The 19,027-nt window shown below is 54.7% G+C and carries 14 protein-coding genes; 5 read left to right on the top strand and 9 right to left on the bottom strand.

Going from position 1 to position 19,027, the window contains the following annotated elements; all coding sequences use genetic code 11:
• The first annotated feature begins 2 nt into the window (after positions 1–2).
• The gene (locus LX66_RS17205; RefSeq protein ID WP_145715845.1) at positions 3–2,030 is read left to right on the top strand and encodes a tetratricopeptide repeat-containing sensor histidine kinase; all 2,028 of its coding nucleotides are present in this window, start codon (positions 3–5) and stop codon (positions 2,028–2,030) included.
• Positions 1,996–2,625: a response regulator gene (locus LX66_RS17200; protein ID WP_145715843.1), complete on the top strand. Its 630-nt coding sequence runs from the start codon at positions 1,996–1,998 to the stop codon at positions 2,623–2,625. Before LX66_RS17205 ends, LX66_RS17200 begins: the two co-directional genes overlap by 35 nt.
• A gap of 4 nt (positions 2,626–2,629) precedes the next feature.
• On the opposite strand, the gene LX66_RS17195 is transcribed toward LX66_RS17200, so the two are convergent.
• The 3 genes from LX66_RS17195 to LX66_RS17185 all read right to left on the bottom strand — a co-directional run bounded on the left by LX66_RS17195 (position 2,630) and on the right by LX66_RS17185 (position 5,608).
• Positions 2,630–2,929 (bottom strand): thiamine-binding protein, encoded by a 300-nt coding sequence (locus LX66_RS17195; RefSeq protein WP_145715841.1) that lies wholly within the window; start codon positions 2,927–2,929, stop codon positions 2,630–2,632.
• Positions 2,930–3,008: 79 nt separating this feature from the next.
• Positions 3,009–4,541, bottom strand: coding sequence for a bifunctional GNAT family N-acetyltransferase/carbon-nitrogen hydrolase family protein (locus LX66_RS17190; protein WP_145715839.1), 1,533 nt, complete (start codon positions 4,539–4,541; stop codon positions 3,009–3,011).
• A gap of 53 nt (positions 4,542–4,594) precedes the next feature.
• Positions 4,595–5,608 (bottom strand): YncE family protein, encoded by a 1,014-nt coding sequence (locus tag LX66_RS17185; RefSeq protein ID WP_145715837.1) that lies wholly within the window; start codon positions 5,606–5,608, stop codon positions 4,595–4,597.
• A 141-nt stretch (positions 5,609–5,749) separates the two neighbouring features.
• Between LX66_RS17185 and LX66_RS17180 the strand changes: the two genes are divergently transcribed.
• A complete protein-coding gene (locus LX66_RS17180) occupies positions 5,750–6,946 on the top strand; it encodes a glycosyltransferase (protein WP_145715835.1) in 1,197 nt (398 codons plus the stop codon).
• 17 nt (positions 6,947–6,963) lie between these two features.
• Here the strand turns inward: LX66_RS17180 and LX66_RS17175 are convergent, their stop codons facing one another.
• The 3 genes from LX66_RS17175 to LX66_RS17170 all read right to left on the bottom strand — a co-directional run bounded on the left by LX66_RS17175 (position 6,964) and on the right by LX66_RS17170 (position 13,115).
• Positions 6,964–8,091, bottom strand: coding sequence for a multinuclear nonheme iron-dependent oxidase (locus LX66_RS17175; protein ID WP_244620440.1), 1,128 nt, complete (start codon positions 8,089–8,091; stop codon positions 6,964–6,966).
• A gap of 35 nt (positions 8,092–8,126) precedes the next feature.
• The gene (locus LX66_RS28175; RefSeq protein WP_158642666.1) at positions 8,127–8,303 is read right to left on the bottom strand and encodes a chryseobasin-related MNIO class RiPP peptide; all 177 of its coding nucleotides are present in this window, start codon (positions 8,301–8,303) and stop codon (positions 8,127–8,129) included.
• 183 nt (positions 8,304–8,486) lie between these two features.
• Positions 8,487–13,115 (bottom strand): PKD domain-containing protein, encoded by a 4,629-nt coding sequence (locus LX66_RS17170; RefSeq protein ID WP_158642665.1) that lies wholly within the window; start codon positions 13,113–13,115, stop codon positions 8,487–8,489.
• A gap of 577 nt (positions 13,116–13,692) precedes the next feature.
• Between LX66_RS17170 and LX66_RS17165 the strand changes: the two genes are divergently transcribed.
• Positions 13,693–15,036, top strand: a complete 1,344-nt coding sequence (locus tag LX66_RS17165) for a lipopolysaccharide biosynthesis protein (RefSeq protein WP_145715831.1) — start codon at positions 13,693–13,695, stop codon at positions 15,034–15,036.
• A gap of 201 nt (positions 15,037–15,237) precedes the next feature.
• Complete coding sequence (locus LX66_RS17160) at positions 15,238–16,029, top strand: FkbM family methyltransferase (protein ID WP_145715829.1); 792 nt, start codon at positions 15,238–15,240, stop codon at positions 16,027–16,029.
• 102 nt (positions 16,030–16,131) lie between these two features.
• Here the strand turns inward: LX66_RS17160 and LX66_RS17155 are convergent, their stop codons facing one another.
• The 3 genes from LX66_RS17155 to LX66_RS17145 form a co-directional block, all read right to left on the bottom strand.
• Entirely contained in the window at positions 16,132–16,992 is an 861-nt protein-coding gene (locus LX66_RS17155) for a beta-1,6-N-acetylglucosaminyltransferase (RefSeq protein WP_145715827.1), read from the bottom strand.
• 86 nt (positions 16,993–17,078) lie between these two features.
• Positions 17,079–17,846 (bottom strand): class I SAM-dependent methyltransferase, encoded by a 768-nt coding sequence (locus LX66_RS17150; protein WP_145715825.1) that lies wholly within the window; start codon positions 17,844–17,846, stop codon positions 17,079–17,081.
• The gene (locus LX66_RS17145) at positions 17,843–18,976 is read right to left on the bottom strand and encodes a glycosyltransferase family 4 protein (protein WP_145715823.1); all 1,134 of its coding nucleotides are present in this window, start codon (positions 18,974–18,976) and stop codon (positions 17,843–17,845) included. The genes LX66_RS17150 and LX66_RS17145 overlap by 4 nt, the downstream gene beginning before the upstream one ends.
• Between the last annotated feature and the right edge of the window lie 51 nt (positions 18,977–19,027).

Raw genomic sequence — 19,027 nt, 5'->3', positions numbered from 1 at the left:
AAATGACCCGCTACCTTTATCTATTGTGCCTGATCCTGGGCAGCGCCCTGCCGGGCATGGCACAGTTGGCTCCCAATGAGCCCGCATATGCAGACAGCCTGGTGAATGTTTTGCAGCAAAGCCCCTCCGACAGTACCCGCGCCTGGGCGGCTTACCTCCTGTCCGACTACTGGTCGCCCAAGGACTCCGCAAAAGCCCGGCAGTACCTGGAGCAGGGCCGGCAACTGGCCGGCAGCCTTCCCATGCTAAGCGCTATGTACCACTTTTACGAAGGCCGGCTGTATTTTGACCGGGACCAAAAGCGTGCAGCCGTAGCCTTTATGCAGGCCGAAAAAGAACTGGCCGGCATCAAGGTAAAGGAGGCTTACCAGTACCGCTCCGCCGCCTGGTACAATTACGGCATCATGAAACGGAATGAAAAGGGCGACGCCTTTATTATAGATATCCTGCTGAACAAGGCCATTCCCCTGGCCGAACAATCGGGCAACCAGGAAAAGCTGGCCCACTACTACTCCCAACTGGCCACCCTCTTCATGTACAACAGCCAGTTTGAGAAAGCGGCGGTTTACAATAAAAAGGCCATTGCCCTGCTGGAGGAAACGGACCCGCAGTCCCAGGTGCTTTTGCTGTGCTACCTCTCCGCCACCAGCAATTACGTGTATATGTTGAAGAATGACAGCTCGAAAATGATGCTGGACAAGGCGCGGGCAATGCTGAAAAACACCCCGGGGAGCGTGTACTACCCGAACTTTTATTATAACGAAGCGCTGTACTACACCAGCAAAACCCTGTTTGACAAAGCACTGGTAAGCCTGGAAAAAGGGATCGCGGGCGCCCGCCAAATGAACCAGACCACGCTGTTGCAGATGCTGGTTTTCCGGAAGTATAACGTGTTGCTGGAGCTGAAGGACTATGCGCAGGCCCGGCGGTTCCTGCTACAACTGCAGCAGGAAGGCGGCCCGCTGATGGCGGATGCCAACAGCCGGCGGACCATCTACCAGCAACTGGCCCAGGTCAACGCAGAACTGGGGCTGATGAAGGAAGCCTACAACTGGACCCTGTCCTACAACCAGATCAACGACAGCCTTAACCAGGCCCAGACCACGATCAAGATCAACGAGCTGGAGGCAAAATTCCGGGATGCGAAAAAGGAGCAAAAGATCAAACAACTGGAGGCGCAGCACAACCTGGCGCTGCTTTCCGCCAGGAACAGCCGGCTCATTGCCTGGCTGCTGGGCACCCTCTGCCTGCTGCTGCTCATCATTACCGCCTTCGCTGTTTTCTATTACCGGAACTCCCGTAAACTGGCTGCCCAGAAAGAGATCAATCACCAGCAGCAGCTAAAGGAGATCCGGCAGGAACAACAACTGGCCACCATCCGGGCGATGATGGAGGGAGAAGAAAAGGAGCGCGAAAGAGTGGCCCGCGACCTCCACGACGGGCTGGGCGGGCTCCTGTCCGGCATCAAAATGGACCTTTCCGGGATCAGCGACCGGGCGGCGGCAGACAACAATGCCCGGGCGCAATTACAGGCGGCTACCCTGCAACTGGACGGCTCCATTGATGAACTGCGCCGCATTGCGCGCAACCTCATGCCGGCCGCCCTGCTGCGGTTCGGGCTGGAAGCCGCCCTGCGGGATTTCTGCGAAGGACTGGAAAAGGAAGGCACCCGCATTGTGCTGCAATGCTACGGCCTGGATAAGGAGGCCATTTCCCCGGCCAACCAGGTAATGATATACCGGATGGTGCAGGAGCTGGTGACCAACGCCCTGAAGCATGCCGGCGCTACCGAAATACTGGTGGACTGCATCCGGCAGGACGAACAGGTGAGCATTACAGTAGAGGATAACGGCTCCGGCTTTGACCCCGCCACGGTGAGCGGGAAAAGCAGCGGCTTAAGCAACATTCAGGCCCGCGTCAATTACCTGGATGGCAAGCTGGACATTCATGTTGAGAAAGATTACGGTACTACCATCACCATACAATTTGAAGATCATGCAGCCGCAACCGGTATCACTGCTGATAGTTGACGATCATCCCGTAGTAGTGGCGGGCATACAGTCCCTCCTGCAGGAAGCGCCGGGGATACGGGTAGCCGGCTGCTGCACGGACGGCCAGGCGGCGCGGGCCTTCCTGGAAAGGGAGCATGCGGACATCCTGCTGCTGGACATCCAGCTACCCGATATCAACGGGCTGGAGCTATGCCTGGAGCTACGCACCCGCTATCCGCACCTGCGCATCCTGGCGCTCAGCAACTACAACGAAAAAAGCATGATCAGCAAAATGCTGGAGCATGGCGCTTCCGGCTACCTGCTCAAGAACGCCTCCACGCAGGAACTGCAGGAGGCCATTGCCGCGGCCATGCAGGACCGCCTCTTCTTCAGCAGCGATGTGGCAAAGAAAATGCTGGAAGCGCCCGGCAAAGCACCGGTCCCCTATCTTACACGGCGGGAAAAGGAAATACTGCGGCTGATCATGGACGGGCATACCAGCAACGCTATTGCCGATATCCTCTGCATCAGCCAGTTGACGGTGGAGACCCACCGCCGTAATATTATCCGCAAATTTGACGCGCCCAGCATGGGAGTGGTTATCAAACTAGCAATGGAACATGGATTGACGTAGGATGTCATTCCGCGTCATACTTCCCTATTTTCTCTTCCATGGTCACGTCCTCATCTTTCCGTATCTGCATCTTGATATATACCAGCAGTTGGGAAGCCCCTGCCTTAAAGCACACTTCCTGCGCCTGGCGCGCTACTTCCATCAACTGGTCATAAGAGCCTTCCATTACGGTCTCGAAGGGGCATACCCGGTAAGGCACGCCGCTGGCCTTTATCACGGCAATCGCTTCATCTACTACCGCGTATACTTTTTCGCTGGCTACCTGCGGGATGATCTGCAGGGCTAAGTTTATCTTGTGTTGCATAAGTATGAGTTTTGAAGTAAGCATTATGAAGTAGGAAGTAGTAAGTAAGATACGTTGGATGCCTCCTGTTTCATACTTCTTACTTCTTACTTCTTACATCCTTCCATACCACATCATACAAATCCTTACGCATATCCTTCTTGGTCTGCACGCTGCCAAAAGCATGCAGCTCCTTCAGCAGCACCAGGTCCACATCCGCCACTACGATCATCTCCGTATTGGGCGTGGCGTCTGCCTTGATGCCGGTTACGGGGAAGGCAAAATCCGACGGGGTGAACACGGCGCTCTGCGCATACTGCAGGTCCATGTTATTCACCTTGGGCAGGTTGCCTACGCAACCGGCAATGGCTACATAGCATTCCAGCTCCACCGCCCGCGCCTGCGCGCAGAAGCGCACGCGGTTATAGGCGTGCTGCGTATCCGTCAGGAAGGGCACAAACAGTATCTGCATGCCCTGCTCAGACAGGATGCGGCTGGGCTCCGGGAACTCCACGTCATAACAGATCTGGATGCCTATTTTGCCGCAGTCCGTATCAAACACTTTCAGGTCGTGCCCGCCCTTTACGCCCCAGGCAAATACTTCGCTGGGCGTGGGATGTATCTTGATATAGTGGTCGTATGTGCCGTCCCGCCTGCAAAGGTAACAGATGTTATACAGTTGTTCATCCATCACAATAGGCATGCTGCCGCCGATGATGTTCACATTATAAGCCACGGCGTGTTTGATAAACTCATCACGGATGCGTTCGGTATACTGGGCCACCCCGCGGATGGCGCCGGCCGGGTCCAACTGGTTGAATTCCGCCATCAGCGGGGCATTGAACAGTTCGGGGAACACCACGAAATCGGAACCGTAATCGCTCACGGCATCAATGAAATATTCCACCTGCTCCAGGAAGCCATCCAGGTTGCGGTAATCGCGCATCTGCCACTGCACCAGCCCGATGCGCACGGTGGATTTATTGTAGCGGACGGTATCCGCATCCTTTTCGTAGTAAATATTATACCATTGCAGCAGCGTGGCAAAGCCTTTGGAGGCTTCGTCATGCGGCAGGTAATTGCGCAATATCTTCTTTACCAGGAAATCGTTGGAGAACTGGAAGGTCAGCGTGGGATCATAGATCTCCTTGTCCTGCACTTTTTCGATATACTCACGCGGCGACATATCCTTCGCGTATTTCTCATAGTTGGGAATACGCCCCCCGGCAACGATACCCCGCAGGTTCAGCCGCTCGCAGAGGCTTTTGCGCGCATCGTACAGGCGGCGGGCCAGGCGCTTGCCCCGGTAATCGGGATGCACAAACACCTCTATGCCGTAAAGCGTGTCTCCCTTGGGATCATGCGTGCTGAATGTATAGTAACCGGTGATCTGCTCATAGGTATGCTCATCCCCGAACTTTTCATAATCCACGATAATGGATAATGCACAGCCCACTACTTTCCCGTTCACGGTAACGGCTATCTGCCCTTCGGGGAACAGGTCTATCAGCCGGCGGATGGTGGGCTCCCGCCAGTAGCTGCCTGCCATATCGGAATAAGCAGATACCATGGATTCCTTCAGATCAAAATAATCTTCTGCCGTGAGCAGCCTGATGTCTATTGTTTCCGTCATGACCCTGTTTTATACTCAATATACCCAAAAGCCGGCAAATCCCCTGGACGTGTCTATTCACCTATCCAGCCCATACCGTCAGGACCCTTAAAACCCGTTAGCCTGCGGACCACTTCCTTTTTTTCTATATCCACTTCAGCCACATTGTCTTCATTGGTTACGCCAACCAGTACATGCTTTCCATCGGGCTCAATAAAAATGGCCTCGGTCCCCGCGCCCAGCTTCAGCGTATTTGTAACCTGCTGTGTTGCCGCATCTATGAAGAACAACATGCCCTGTCTTCCATCCGTGCCCAAGGCATATTTACCGTCCAGGGTGAATTTCAACCGGGCTGCCCTCAGCTTGCCGGTAGCAATACTATCCGCCTTGATCTTGCTGTTAAGATCCACTATCGCTACTTCGCCGTCACATCCTATGAATGCCTTTGTTTCATCCGGGCTCAGCGCAATGCCTTCCGGGGCGCGCCCCACCTTTACAAAAGTTTCCTTCCATGCGCCGGCAGAAAGGGGGTCCGTTCCCTTTCGTTCAAAAACGGAAACGGTACCGGCTCCCCTGTTTACCGAAACCAGGAATTTACCGTCTTTTGTTGCCGCCAGCATATGGGTTTGATCCTGTCCAGTTCCATTCAGCCAAACCAGTTTCCTTTTTTCGGGGTCATAAGCGCCGATGGCCCGCGCACCTTCTGCGGTGAAATAAAACAAGCCATGGCTGTAAATAACGCCATGTGGGTTCCACAACGGCCCGAGGTCTATCCGTTCCAGCTCCTCCTGCGCCACCACATCTATCAGTGATAAAGTATTGCTCGGCTCTTTATAACTACCTGTGTTAGTGATGAGTGCATACTTCCCGTCGTTGGAAACAGCCGCCTCATGTGGCTCGTTACCCACAGGAATAGTTTTGATGATCCTGCCAGAAGCAAGATTGACCAAAGCGATGCTACCCGGGAGGTTGCCATTGGTTTTAATTTTGTTAATTACCAGTAAATCGGCCTGCTGGGAAAAAACGGGTGCTGCCGCAATGCTTAAAAGCAGGGCTACCAATGCCATAGAGATCCTACCAACTTTCATTTTTCAATACTTTAGAGATGATGTATGCATAACATTGGAACGAATCTCGGGAAATTATATAGTATTTGCAAAGCGCTACTTTTACATTTCATATTTAGCTTTTTAGATTTTACATTTACCCTTCAAATTATTCCGATCCTTATGCCCCTTATCGAGAACAGGGATATTGTTATTGTAGGCTTACAGCAATGGTATACTCCTATCGGCAGCAATTGCAAGAACATCGCGCTGCAGTTTGCGCAGCACAACCGGGTGTTATATGTCAATTCCCCGCTGGACAGGCGCACCATCCTGCAGCAGCGCCAGGACCCTGAAGTGCAGTACCACCTGCAGGTGGTAAAGAGGCAGGCGGCCGGGATTGTACCGATAGCCGAAAATTTCTGGAACCTGTACCCGGACCGCGTGCTGGAATCCATCAACTGGATACCTTTTACCCCCCTGTTCTCCCTGCTGAACCGGGTCAATAACCGGCGCTTTGCCCGCAGCATACAGGCCGCCATCAACCAGTTGGGATTCAGGAACGTGATCATTTTCAATGATAATGACATTTTCCGCGGCTTTTACCTGAAGGAGCTGCTGCGGCCGGACAAATACGTATACTATAGCCGCGACTACCTGGTGGCGATGGACTACTGGAAACGGCACGGCGCGGAGCTGGAGCCAAAGCATATTGCCAAAGCGGATGTAGCGGTGGCCAACTCCCTGTACCTCACGGAAATGCTGCAACGCTATAACCCGAACGGCCACTACGTGGGACAGGGCTGCGATCTTAGCCTCTTCGACCCTGCACAGCAGCAGGAGCGGCCCGGGGACCTGCCGCCCGCCGGCGCGCCGGTTATCGGGTATATTGGCGCCCTGACCGCCATGCGCCTGGACCCGGAGATACTGCTACAGATCAGCCGGGCGCGGCCGGAATGGCGGATTGTGCTGGTAGGGCCGGAAGACGAGGTGTTTCAGCAGTCTGCGCTGCACCGGCAGCCCAATGTGCATTTCCTGGGGCGCAAATCCCTGCCGGAGCTGCCGGCCTACCTGCAGCACTTTGATGTGTGCATCAACCCGCAGTTGCTGAACGAGATCACCATTGGCAACTATCCCCTGAAAATTGATGAATACTTGGCTATGGGCAGGCCGACGGTGGCGACCGATACCAAAACCATGCGCCTGTTCAGCAACCATGTGTACCTGGCGGCCTCGCCGGCGGAATATGTACCGCTGATTGAAAAGGCCCTGCAGGAGGATACGCCGGCCCTGCAGGATGCACGGATCGCCTTTGCGCGCTCCCATACCTGGGAGAACTCCGTAGCGGCTATCTATAAAGCCATCGCGGAAACACGGTAAAGCATAACGTACCGGGCTTATTTCCTTTTCCACTTCCGGGCAATCTTCATCGCCGTCTCTATCATGTAAGGCGCCCAGCGCTCTATTTCCCAGCCGGAATGCGCCAGGGAAGAGCTGTTCAGCCGCCGGATAGCCGCTGCGTAAGAGGGAGCGGTTTCCAGGATGCCGGACAGCTCCAGTTGCTGCCGGTACAGCATTTCGTCCTCCAGCACCGGGCCCGGCGGGGAAAAGGATGTGGGGAGAAAGGATTGAAAAGAAGGACCAGCCGCCGCGGGGCTTTTTTCCCGGATGATGATTTCCATGACCCCGAAATCATTATAAAAACATTGCCTGCTTTCCTCCGTGGCCAGGCCATTGCCCAATTGCTCCAGCACCACGTATTTCAGGTGCGGGCATCGCGTAATGACGGCCTCCAGCAGCCGGAACACTTCCTGCGGCACGGCATCGTCGTGCGTGTCCCTTCTTACGCTTCTGCCGGGATCGGCCCGGGAGCTGTCCCAACTGCCGCCGGAGATGTGTATTTCCCGCACCCGGTCCAGGGGGTACAGGGCCAGGATATCCTCCAACGCGAGGTCAAAATTGTGAAGCTGGCAGTAGAGGTTGTGCAGGTCCAGGATGATGAAGCCGTTTACCGGTACAAGGAGCTGCTCCAGGAACTCGCCATGCCGTTTTACCTCCTCCAGGGAGTAGGAAAAGGCCAGGTTCTCCAGGCCCACGGGGCATTGACAGGCCTCGTAGATCCTTTTCAAACGGTCCCTGCCAATGGCGAGGGTGGCCGGCGTATAGGGAATGTTCAGCGGCGCGCCGTGGTGAAAATCCTTACCGGTCATGAACCCGAAATGCTCCGTGATGTGATCAAAGCGGAATGCCGTGCAGGTTTGCTGCAGGTGCCGCAGCCAGTCCTCCTGCTCCTGCCGCCATTTCGCGGAAAAAAGGGAAAAGAACACGCCATGGCCGATCAGCCGCTGCTCATTGCTGAAGGCGGTGAGCAGCTCCTGGAACCAGGGCGGCACCTGCTTCACTTTGAACAAAGCGTCAAAGGACCATTCTATGGCCGCTATCCTGGATTCCTCCATCAGCGGCAGGCAGGCGGCCAGTATGTTGTTGTCCAGGTTGCAGGCCACTGCTGGTAATATCTCCGGCACTTGCGGGGAATTAAAGAAATGTTGGAAATACGGGATCAGCCCATACCGCAGGCAGGACAGCCATCAGGTACCTGGGGCGTTTTGTCGGTTCCGTCCTTGGATTCATGTTTTACCTGCGGCTCGGGCGTATTGTCCTTTTCGCAGGAGGTGGCGGTAGTTTGCACGGCAATACCGATGAGGATGGCGCTCAGTAGAGATTTAGACAGTTTCATCTTCGTTGAGTTTTGTAAGGGATACGTAATAAATAGTTGATCTGTTCAGTGGCTACAGCGACGATTGTTTCATGACATCCTGCTATTAAAACGTTGTACCGGCCCAAAAGTTACACCGGCCTGAAAGCAGGAGGCCCGTGTTCCCCCGAACACAGGCCCCTGCCCAAAAGGTATATCGGTCCTTTAGTTCCCTGCCTTCAGGAACTTGCCGGTCCAGCGGAACTGGTTCTTTTCATCCCTGATCTCTACCATGTAGTAGCCGGCAGGCAGGCTGTGTATATCCAGGTCTTTCTGCAGCAACTGCGCGGTCAGCGGATGCGTGAACAGGGCCCTGGACTTGCCGTTCATATCATACACACTAAAGTACAGCTTCGTGCCCTGCCCCATGTACCTGACCACCATCCGGATAAAATCAATGGCAGGGTTCGGGAACATAGACACAGAGTCTTTATCCGGCGTGCTCTTGTCGGCCAGCACATCCACCTTGAGCGTGGCGCTGCTGCTGGCCTGCATGTCGTCCGTTACGGTCAGCTCAAATACATACTGCCCGGGCTTCAGGTTGCTGACGCGGGTTTCCACCCAGTCCGTATGCCAGATATAAGCCTGGCTGGGGCCTGACACCTGTTTCCAGGCATAGGAGGCAATGCTGCCATCCGGATCATGGGAGTCCCTGCCGTGGATATAGGTAAAGTCCGTGGGATACTGCACCACCTGGTTGGCGCCGGCATCGGCTACCGGTGACTGGTTGGCCGCATGGTTCACGGTAACGAGCACACGATCCCTTGCCGTGGCATTTTTATCGTCGGTCACTTTCAGCTCAAACGTGTAGAAGCCCTGCACCAGGCCGGTAATGCTGGTGCTGCTGCTGCCCGGGCTGGCGATAGTGGCGGAAGACGGGCCGCTTACCTGCGTCCAGGCGTAGGCGGTGATGCTGCCATCCGGGTCACTGGAAGCGCTGCCATCCAGCAACGCGCTGCTGACCGGCAGCGTAATGCTGATGTCCGCACCGGCATTGGCCAGCGGCGGATCATTCACCGGGGCGGCAGCAACGGTAACGGTCACCCGGTCTGAAGCGGTCGCGCCGGCATCATCTGTTACGGTGAGCTGGAACACGTAGGTGCCCTGCACCAGGCCGGTAATGCTGGTAGCCGCAGCGGCAGGGCTGCCGATGACGCCACCGGCAGGACCGCTGATCTTCTTCCAGGCGTAGGCGGCAATATTGCCGTCCGCATCGGACGATGCGCCGCCATCCAACTGCACATTATTTACGGGTAGGATAACATTGATATCGGCGCCGGCATTGGCAACCGGCGGCTGGTTGGCAGCGGGCTGTATCACCACCACCGTTACCCGGTCGGTATCGGAAGCGCTGCCATCGTCGGTTACCACCAACTCGAACACGTAGGTGCCCGCTGTGAGGCCCGTCACGCCGGTGGTGGCGGCTGCAGGGCTGCTAATAGCGCCGGCTGCCGGTCCGCTTACCTTGGTCCAGGCGTATTTGGTAATGGCGCCATCCGGGTCCGATGAAGCGCTGCCGTCCAACTGTACGCTATTGACCGGCAGGGTAATGCTCTTATTGGCGCCCGCATTGGCTACCGGCGGCTTATTGGCCGGTAATACGGTGACGGTTACACGGTCGGTGGCGGCAGCATTATCATTATCCGTGATGGTCAGCTCAAATACGTAGGTACCTGCAGACAAACCGGTCACATTGGTTTCCTCGCTGTTCGGGCTGATAATGGTACCAGCCGGACCGCTTACTTTGGTCCAGGCGTAGCCCGTAATGCTGCCGTCCGGGTCTGTGGAAGCGCTGCCGTCCAGGTGTGCGGTAGCCAAAGGCAGGGTAATGCTGAAGTCAGCGCCGGCGTCTGCTACCGGCAGTTCGTTCTGAGGTCCGGCCTTCACCGTTACGGTTACACGGTCAGTGGCGGCGGCGCCTTTATCGTCGGTTACGGCCAGCTCAAACACATATGTGCCCGCCACCAGGCCGGTTACATTCGTTTTGGCGGCCGCCGGTGTGGCCAGGGTCTCCCCGGCCGGGCCGCTTACTTTTTTCCAGGCGTATTTGGCAATGCTCCCATCCGTATCCCTGGAGGCGCTGCCATCCAACTGTACGCTGCTGGCGGGCAGGGTGATGGTCTTGTCCGTTCCGGCGTTAGCAACAGGCGGATTGTTGGTAGTGCCGCCGCTGCCCGTTACCGTAATGGTCACCTGGTCCTTGCCGGTGTCCCCGGCATTATCCGTTACGGTCAGCTCAAACACATAGGTACCCGCCACCAGGCCGGTCAGGTTGGTGTTGCTGGCGGTCGCATCTGCAATAACACCTGCACCGGGACCGCTGAGCTGCGTCCAAAGGTAGTCGGTGATCACGCCATCCGGGTCCAGCGAATTGCTGCCGTACAATTGCGTGGAATTGGCGGGCAGGGTAAGCGTTACATCGCTGCCGGCCACCGCGTTGGGCGCCTTGTTGCCACCCAGCGGCAGCACAGTGATCATCACCTGGTCTTTAGTGGTGACGCCACTGTTATCGGTTACGGCCAGCTCAAATACATAGGTGCCTTCCACCAGCCCGGTCAGCACGGATTGGGCAGCGCCGGGTGTTAGAATAATGCCCAGTGCAGGGCCGCTCACCTTTCTCCAGGCATACTTGCTGATGGAGCCATCAGGGTCTTTGGAGGCGCTGCCGTCCAACTGCACCACGATGCTCAGCGGCAGGCTCAGTACTTTATCCGCGCCGGCATTGGCAACCGGCGCTATGTTGGTATTGCCGTTGTATTCGTAGGCCCCTACGTCATACTTCGTGTTCTGCGGCCGGGCCTTATCGTCCAGGTCCAGGGCCAGGGCCAGGTCTTTCATGTCCCTGCCGGCATTAACGGCCCTGGATTTGTTGGTCAGGTGCACATTGCCGCCGGCGGCATCTTCAAAGAAGGCCAGGTCTGCCGTTTTAAAGGAAAGGTTATTGGCCGTATCGAATTTGATGGGATTGGAACCGCGGATATAAAACCCGCTTTGCGGGTAGTCCCACTGGTTGCCGGGAGCAACCACCAGGTTGTTGTATACCTTGTGTCCCACCGTGGTAAGGTCTGCGTAGATCTTCATGCCGTTTATGCCCGTATTGTACACCGTATTGTTGTAGATGTACCCGGTGGCCGGCTGGAACAGGAACTTGTCGGTTACGTTGATCCCTTCATAGTGAATATTGGACACCACGTTATTATACACGTAGTTGATGCCGCTGCCGAATATCTGTATGCCACAGTTATAACCCTTGTCTATCCGGTTATTATAGATGCGGAGCGTGCTGCCGCCGCCGCACAGGATACCGTAGCCATGCGCATCATTTTTAGCCATGGCATAGTTCACCACGCGGTTATGATGCACCAGGTTGGCGCCTATGTCGGCAATGGATATCTGGATGCCGTCGCTGCCCATGTTCTCCAGGTCATTGTCATACACTTCGAGGTTCTCAATGTGGTGCGACTTCATATCCTGGCAGGTGCCATTGTCCCAGAGGTAATGGGTGTTGCCGATGTAGAAGCCTTCCCAGGCGGAGTTGCGGCACAGCAGGTGGTGTATCTTCACATTGCGCATTACGAAGGCGCCTTCCAGCCACTCGGGATGCCCGCACTGCTGCAGTGTTTTAGCCTGCAGGAACATACCGGCATCATGCACATAGGCGTGGTGCACGTCAAAATCGCTGCTGCCGTTGCCGAAGAAAAAGCCGAACAGCTTCTGCCCGTTCCGGTTGGTCCCGTTCACATCAAAGCCGTATTCTATACTGGGATCGCCGGTACCTTCCACCTTAAAATATTTAGAGTTGCTGAACACAAAGGAAGCAGCGGTGGTGGTGCTGTTTACCCCCGTGCGTACCAGGCCGCCGCAGTTCATGATAATAATGGGCTTGGCGGCGGTGCCCAGCAGGTTGCCGAAATGTATGTAGTCATAGTCCCCTGCTGCCAGACACAGGGTATCGCCCGCCTGTACGTTCAGGCTTTTCATGGCGTCCGGGTAATATACCTGGCGCCCGCTGGACGGCGGTACGGTAATGCGCTTGTTGCCGGTTGCCGGCGGCGGTGTAGTAGGCGGCGGCGTGGTGCCGGTTCCCCTGGTATACTGCAACATCCACTCGTACACGTTCATCCCGTTCTCCCTGAAATTGGGATCATAGCTTTTACTCCAGGCGTCGTGGGATGTAGAATTAAAGATCGTGAGCTTTGCCGGCGGGTTGGGCGTGGGAGTATAGGCGTTGATGTACTTCACCCAGCCCTGGGAGTTCGATACCGGTACGGTAGGGTCGCCGTCGTTATGCAGGGCCCACACCGGCGTATTATTGGCGGCAATGTTATTGGCCAGCGCCTGGGTGGGAGCATAAGCGCCGCACACCACTACGGAAGCAGCGTACTGTTTGGCCTTGGAAGGCACTTCCGAAATAGCGCCCCAGGCAACGCCGCCGCCCATGCTCAGCCCTGTTACGTACAGGCGGCTGGCATCTACCCGCAATTGCTGCTGCAGGTAGGCCACCAGGCGGTGTATATCCCCTGCGCCGGGCCATACCTTGAACTGCGGGGTGATAACGATAAAGGAAAACTGCTGCCCGTTTACGGTAAAAGAGGCAGGAAATGTTCCCTGTTCTATAAGTTTGGGAGGACCATTCCGCAGGACCTTTGTTTGCAGGGAAGTAGCGCCAGCGCCTGCCAGCTCGCCTACGCCATGCACAAATATGAGCAAGGGATAGGATTTGGACGGGTTGGCGGCATAATCCTGCGGAAGATGCTGGTAATAACCTGTAAGGTTGGTAAAGCTGTCGGGCAACGTTTTAGGAACGTTTTGTCCGACCGAATGCAGGCAGAGGGATAAGAAGGACAGTAGCAATAGTAAACGTGCACACATTGGCACTCCAGGCTTAGTGTAAAGTTTTTCCACTACATAGAGGTTTTTCATAATAAATTATGGTGTCAGGTTATCAATGAGATTTCGTTAAAGTCTTCAGTGCATGAAAGTCCCATGAACATGCAGTGACAAATTTTAAGTGAATAACATCGACAAGTTGTAATACTGGATTCCCCCCGGGGCTATATATTAAATACTATTCTAATGCTTCAGCAATATTACCTTACAAAGAAAGTATTTTTTATTTATCAAATAAGAAAAAAATTGTATATGTATTAGTTATTATAATAAATTATATTTTTTATTTATCTGTACCTTATTGTGTATCTATAATTAACCGGGGGTGGAAGTTGCCGTATATTTTTTTCTTCACAAAAAAATGTATCTTGCACCCGTATTATTTTCTCGCTGTGTAGCCCTAACGCACCGCTTTTTATACCGATATCCTACTAAAAAGACCACGTTTACTTAAAGATTGTTTTAGCATTAACGATTGTACATGGCTTTTGGATTAATGGCCGCCATCCGTAACAGGCACTTTCATTCATTACTGGGCAATGTGGTGATGGCTTTCTTCAACGTGTTGTCTTTTTCCCTGCTGGTACGCCTGCTGCCCCTGAACGCTTTCGGGGAATGGGTACTGTTCATCGGCACCTACAATATCCTGGACCAGGTACGCACCGCGCTGCTGCAAACGGGCCTGATCAAGTTCTACACCGGGGTGGAAGCCCATACCGGGCGCCAGGTAACGGGCGCCGCCTGGTATATTTCCCTGGTGCTTACCCTGGGCTATGTACTGCTTTCCTTCCTGGTATATTTTACGGCCTATCCCTGGTTCAACGACACCTGGCATTTCTTTATCCGCTGGCTGGGCATACTCACCCTCTTTTCCCTGCCTATGAACTTTGCCACCTGGATATTGCAGGCGGAGCACCGGTTTGAGAAGATCGTGCTGGTACGGCTGGTGCAGAACGGTTCTTTCCTGCTGCTGCTGGGCGGGCTTTACCTGCTGGCGGAAGTAACCCTGCCCAACGTGCTGTACGCCTACTGTACCGCGATGGCGCTGGCCAGCATTTACTGCCTGCTGCGCAAATGGACCAGGGTGCGCACGCTGTTTTTCCGCACCAGGGAGCAGGCGCTGGAGCTGTTCCGCTTTGGCCGCCATATTGTAGGCAGCATGGTATCCTCCTCCCTGCTCAACTACTCGGATACCTTGATCATCCGCACCCTGCTCAGCCCTGCTGCCGTGGCGCTTTACAGTATTCCCCAGAAGTTCATGGAAGTGATAGAGATCATCCTGCGCAGCTTCGTGGCCACCGCGCAGCCCACCCTTTCCGGGGCCGCTAACCGGCACGACTATACGGCAGTGGCGCGGGCCTTCGCCAAATATACCGGCACCGTTACCCTGCTGATACTGCCCTGTATCATCGGGCTGCTGCTGTTTACGCAACCGCTGATCATTATCCTGGCAGACCGCGACTACCTGGGCGCTACCGACATCGTGCGCATTATCCTGCTTTCGGCCATCCTCTGGCCTATCGACCGGTTCATAGGCGTTACGCTGGATATGATCAACCTGCCCAACATCAACTTTTACAAGAACTTCCTGAAGCTGGTGCTGAACGTGGCCTGCGACATTCTGTTCATCTGGATCTATACGGACATCCGCTCCATTGCAGTGGCCTCCCTGCTGAACGTACTGTTTGCCGTTGCCTTCGGCTATTACTTCGTAAAGCGGCGGCTGGATGTGAGGCTGCGGGACATATGGGACCTGGGCTGGCAGGAATGCAAACGACTGCTGGGCAAGCTGAGCGGCAAACAGGCGCTGGCGGATCAACCATAACAAAACCTACCGCCATATTATTTCCTGTTCTCTGAAAAATACCGTAAATTCGTAAACGGCCTGGGGACAATATCGCCAACTATAATTGCATCAACTAACAACGAACTAATCTGATCTGACAACTTTGCCGGGAATAATGTAAGCAGTCCTCCGACCGGTCTTCTGTATGCTTTTATTGGTCGTTTAAATTTTTCTGGTTTTATGGCGTATACCCCATCTCTCTTCCGCGTGAGCAAGTACGGAAAATACCTTTCCTATTACATGGAATTTATGAAACGCGGCGATTTCCAATCCGTTTCCGCTGCGGTTAAGTACGTACTTTTTAAGCAGTTGCCCCGGCGGCAACGCGTGGTCACCACCCGCATGGGCACTTTCCGTTTCCGGGAAGGCACTACCGATTTCCAGTTTGCCAACTTCAGCTATGAGAATGAGATCAAAAAGTACCTGGCGCAGATCGTGCCTGATATCGGGCTGTTTATCGACATCGGGGCCTGTATAGGGGAATACGCCATCTGGCTGAGCCGGCAGGGCATACGTTCTATTGCCATAGAACCGGTAAACCATACCGCCATTCGGGAAAATATCGCGCTGAACAATATCAACCCCGCCTATATTAAAGTGCTGAACTGCGCTGTAGGCAATACCAACAAAAAAGTATCCTTTCATGTACTGGAAGGCGTTACCAGCTCCAGCTACATCAACGAGTCCGAAGCCGGCGATATCGACTGCAGGAAGCTGGACGACCTGGTAGACCTCCGGGACATTGACCCTGAAAAAACAACCGTGATCAAGCTGGATGTGGAAGGTATGGAGCTGGAAGTACTGGAAGGGGCCGAACAACTGATCCGGCAGGTAAAAAACCTGCAGATCGTTTATGAATACTGCTCCTGCGGCGATCCCGCCATCCGCGCCCTGCTGGACAGGTACGCCACCTTCAGCTACCGGGATTTGGACGGGGTGAATACATTGGCAGTGAAGAAGTATGAGGTATGAAGTAGGAGGTATGAGGTATGAGGTATGAGGTAGGATGTACCTCACTTCTTACATACCACGTCCTACCTCAAACCTCCTACTTCATACATCATACATCTTACCTCATACCTCATACTTCTCCCACTTGTATTGATCGATCTTGTCCATTACTTCTACTTTTCCCATATCAAACTTCCGGGCAAAGAGCTTGCCGGACTGCAACAGCGTCTGCAGGTCTTCCGGGCCAAATGTTTTGGGATGCTCCAGGCCTTCGGCCCAGTCAATGTAATGCAGGTTATCCATCGTGACCTGCTCGCGGTAATGACTGTTCATCAGGATCGTCTGCAGCAGGAACTCATCGGAGCCCCAGGTAAACCGGAAGTACCTCCGCAGGGCGGGATGCTGCCGTTCAAATTGCAGGCAATAGGCCACGCAGTCCGGCGTCAGCGTCCACCACGCAGATCCGCAATACAGCTTGTAGCCCAGCGGCGGCCGGCGTTTAGGCATTACCGCGGTAAGCAGGTTACCGAATTTATACTTGCCGGGAAAATTATATTCCACGAAGTGATAGTGGTTCATTTTGCTCATCATGGGCGCCAGCGCAGCGTCTGAGATCACGTTCAGGAACTGCCTGCCACTATTCTCCCGCGCGCACAGGTAGTCGTAAATAAAGGCCGCCGGTTTCAGCAGGTAGTCCTGCGCGCTCAGGAGCGTCACGTAGGCATAGTCTTCCCCGCTGTCCAGCACGGCCTGCATCCCGTTAAGCGTAGCCTGCAATATGCTCCAGCCTGCCCAGGTCACCTTTACCCTTTGCTGCACCGTATATACCTGCGGCAGCGCCAGCGCCTGCTGCCAGGCCGCCAGGTCGCATTTTGCATCCACATGCACATAACAGTCTATGCCCGGATGCGCCAGCCGCTGTAAAAGCCGGTGCAACTGCACAGGATGCTTATGCGCCAGTATGATAAAAGCGATCTTCTTCATTATAATTAATAATTAAAAATGAATAATTAATAATTACTCGTTACACAGGCGCCTTATCGTAACACATTTGCTACGATTATTAATTATTAATTATTAATTTTTCTCCAAACAGTATTAAACCCTCCTGTAAAGCCCAGCGGCAGCAGCTCCGCTACCTTGCAGTCCAAAGCCTGCAGAAAGCGGATGCGTTTGGTGAACAGGGAAAAGGGGAACACGTCCTCCACGAAATTGGTCCTGGCAAACTGCACGATCCTGAAATCATGCTCCGCAGCCAGCGTTTGCAGATCCCTACGGGTAAAGAACTGCACATGGTCCAGGTTATCCGCCTGCGACTGCACCGTGGTGCCTTTAAAGCCCAGCGCTTTTTTAATGCGGGTAATGAAAGCCCACAGCCGGGGATTGTTGCGCGCCTTTAACATGGGTTTGGTCACACATACTTCGCGGGGGCCTTTGCCGTTGGGTACCGTTACGATCAGTACGCCCTCCGGTTTCAGAGAAGCGTAAATGGTGTGCAGCAGCATGCCCGGCTGGTGAAGGTGCTCCAGCACTTCACTACAGATCACGGCATCGTACTGTTGTCCCTGCGCGGTCAGCGCTTCAGCGCTGATAGCCTCAAAACGTACATTGGGCAGCCGGTTTTTAGACCGGGCCACGTCAATGGTCTTCTGACTGATATCAATACCCAGCACATCATAGCCAAACTGGCCGAGGTGGCGGCTGATCACGCCGTTGCCACAGCCCACGTCCAGCACGCGGCCGCCGGCAGGAATGCCTTGCTGCAGGCAGGCGGCAATAAAATTCAGGCGTTTAATGTCCGCAATTCTTTCGTATTCGTAGGTGATCGCTTGTGTCATATTAAATGAGCTAATAGCTTACTATAAATGTCTTCAATCTTCCGGGTCATGCCCGCCACATTGTAAGTGGAGCGGATGGTTTCCACGGCCTTTTGCTGCAGGCGTTCCCGCAGTGGCCTGTCCGCCGCCAGCCGCAGGATAGCGGCCGTTAATGCAGCAGGATCGGCAGGCGGCACCAGCAGGCCATTTTCCCCGTGGGCCACGGCCTCCCTTGTGCCATCCACATCGCTGGCTATGACGGCCTTGCCCATGGCCATGGCTTCCAGCACGCCTATCGGGAACCCTTCCCAGAGGGAGGGCAGGCAGTAGATGTCCATGGCGCGCAGCACGGCCGGCACGTCCTGCCGGAAATCCTGGAACACCACGCGGTCGCTGATGCCCAGCGCCTGTGCGGCATCCCTGGCTGGCTGCTGCAACTCTCCCCCACCCACCATCAACAGGGTGATATCCTTCGCCTGCTGCGCGGCGGCGGCAAAGGCCCGGATCATATTCAACGGATCTTTCTGCAGGGTCATGCGCGCTATGTAACCCACTACCAGGTGATGTGCGGGTATGCCAAAGGCGGCCTTTACATCAGGGTAATCAGCAGCAGGGTCAAACTTCTGCAGGTTCACGCCGTTCTTCACCACTTCGGCACGGAAACGGCCAAACGCCTGCAGGCCGGTCCGGCGGTTGGATTCGGATACGCAGATATTCACCTGCGCCCTTTGGGTAATAAAGCGCTCGGCTGCTATGCGCGCCCGCTTCATTACCGGGTGCAGCCCTTCATGGAAGGACCACCCGTGAATGGTGTACACCAGCGGCAGGCGCAGCGAGCGTGCGGCCCACAGCACATTGGTGTTGGCACGGGTGCCATGCACATGCACAATGTCTACCTGCTGCTGCTGCATAAAGCGCTTTACCTGTTTCCACACGCGGATGTCAAACGCCTTTTCGCTGGCTATCACGTGAGTGGGAACCTGTTGCTGCTGCAGGGCGGCTATCATAGGGCCGTCTGTAAACGCCAGCACCACCGGTTCAAACCGGTTGCGGTCCAGGTGCGCCACCAGGTCCAGCACATGGCTTTCCCCCCCGCCTATTTTTCCCTGGCGGATGGCCTGTAGCACTGTTATTTTTTTTCGAGGCTTCATTTTAATTAATAATTAATAATGAATAATTAATAATATCCGTAGCACATGTGT

Origin of the sequence: Chitinophaga japonensis, assembly GCF_007830125.1 — a bacterium.
GTDB lineage: Bacteria > Bacteroidota > Bacteroidia > Chitinophagales > Chitinophagaceae > Chitinophaga > Chitinophaga japonensis.
The sequence above is the reverse complement of the archived record's forward strand: the minus strand, read 5'-3'. Positions and strand labels throughout refer to the sequence as shown.

What these genes read in the sequence shown, in the direction of transcription:
- LX66_RS17205 (WP_145715845.1), top strand. Translation starts at nt 3, where the DNA reads ATGACCCGCTACCTTTATCTATTGTGCCTGATCCTGGGCAGCGCCCTG.
- LX66_RS17200 (WP_145715843.1), top strand. Translation starts at nt 1,996, where the DNA reads ATGCAGCCGCAACCGGTATCACTGCTGATAGTTGACGATCATCCCGTA.
- LX66_RS17195 (WP_145715841.1), bottom strand. Translation starts at nt 2,929, where the DNA reads ATGCAACACAAGATAAACTTAGCCCTGCAGATCATCCCGCAGGTAGCC.
- LX66_RS17190 (WP_145715839.1), bottom strand. Translation starts at nt 4,541, where the DNA reads ATGACGGAAACAATAGACATCAGGCTGCTCACGGCAGAAGATTATTTT.
- LX66_RS17185 (WP_145715837.1), bottom strand. Translation starts at nt 5,608, where the DNA reads ATGAAAGTTGGTAGGATCTCTATGGCATTGGTAGCCCTGCTTTTAAGC.
- LX66_RS17180 (WP_145715835.1), top strand. Translation starts at nt 5,750, where the DNA reads ATGCCCCTTATCGAGAACAGGGATATTGTTATTGTAGGCTTACAGCAA.
- LX66_RS28175 (WP_158642666.1), bottom strand. Translation starts at nt 8,303, where the DNA reads ATGAAACTGTCTAAATCTCTACTGAGCGCCATCCTCATCGGTATTGCC.
- LX66_RS17165 (WP_145715831.1), top strand. Translation starts at nt 13,693, where the DNA reads ATGGCTTTTGGATTAATGGCCGCCATCCGTAACAGGCACTTTCATTCA.
- LX66_RS17160 (WP_145715829.1), top strand. Translation starts at nt 15,238, where the DNA reads ATGGCGTATACCCCATCTCTCTTCCGCGTGAGCAAGTACGGAAAATAC.
- LX66_RS17155 (WP_145715827.1), bottom strand. Translation starts at nt 16,992, where the DNA reads ATGAAGAAGATCGCTTTTATCATACTGGCGCATAAGCATCCTGTGCAG.
- LX66_RS17150 (WP_145715825.1), bottom strand. Translation starts at nt 17,846, where the DNA reads ATGACACAAGCGATCACCTACGAATACGAAAGAATTGCGGACATTAAA.
- LX66_RS17145 (WP_145715823.1), bottom strand. Translation starts at nt 18,976, where the DNA reads ATGAAGCCTCGAAAAAAAATAACAGTGCTACAGGCCATCCGCCAGGGA.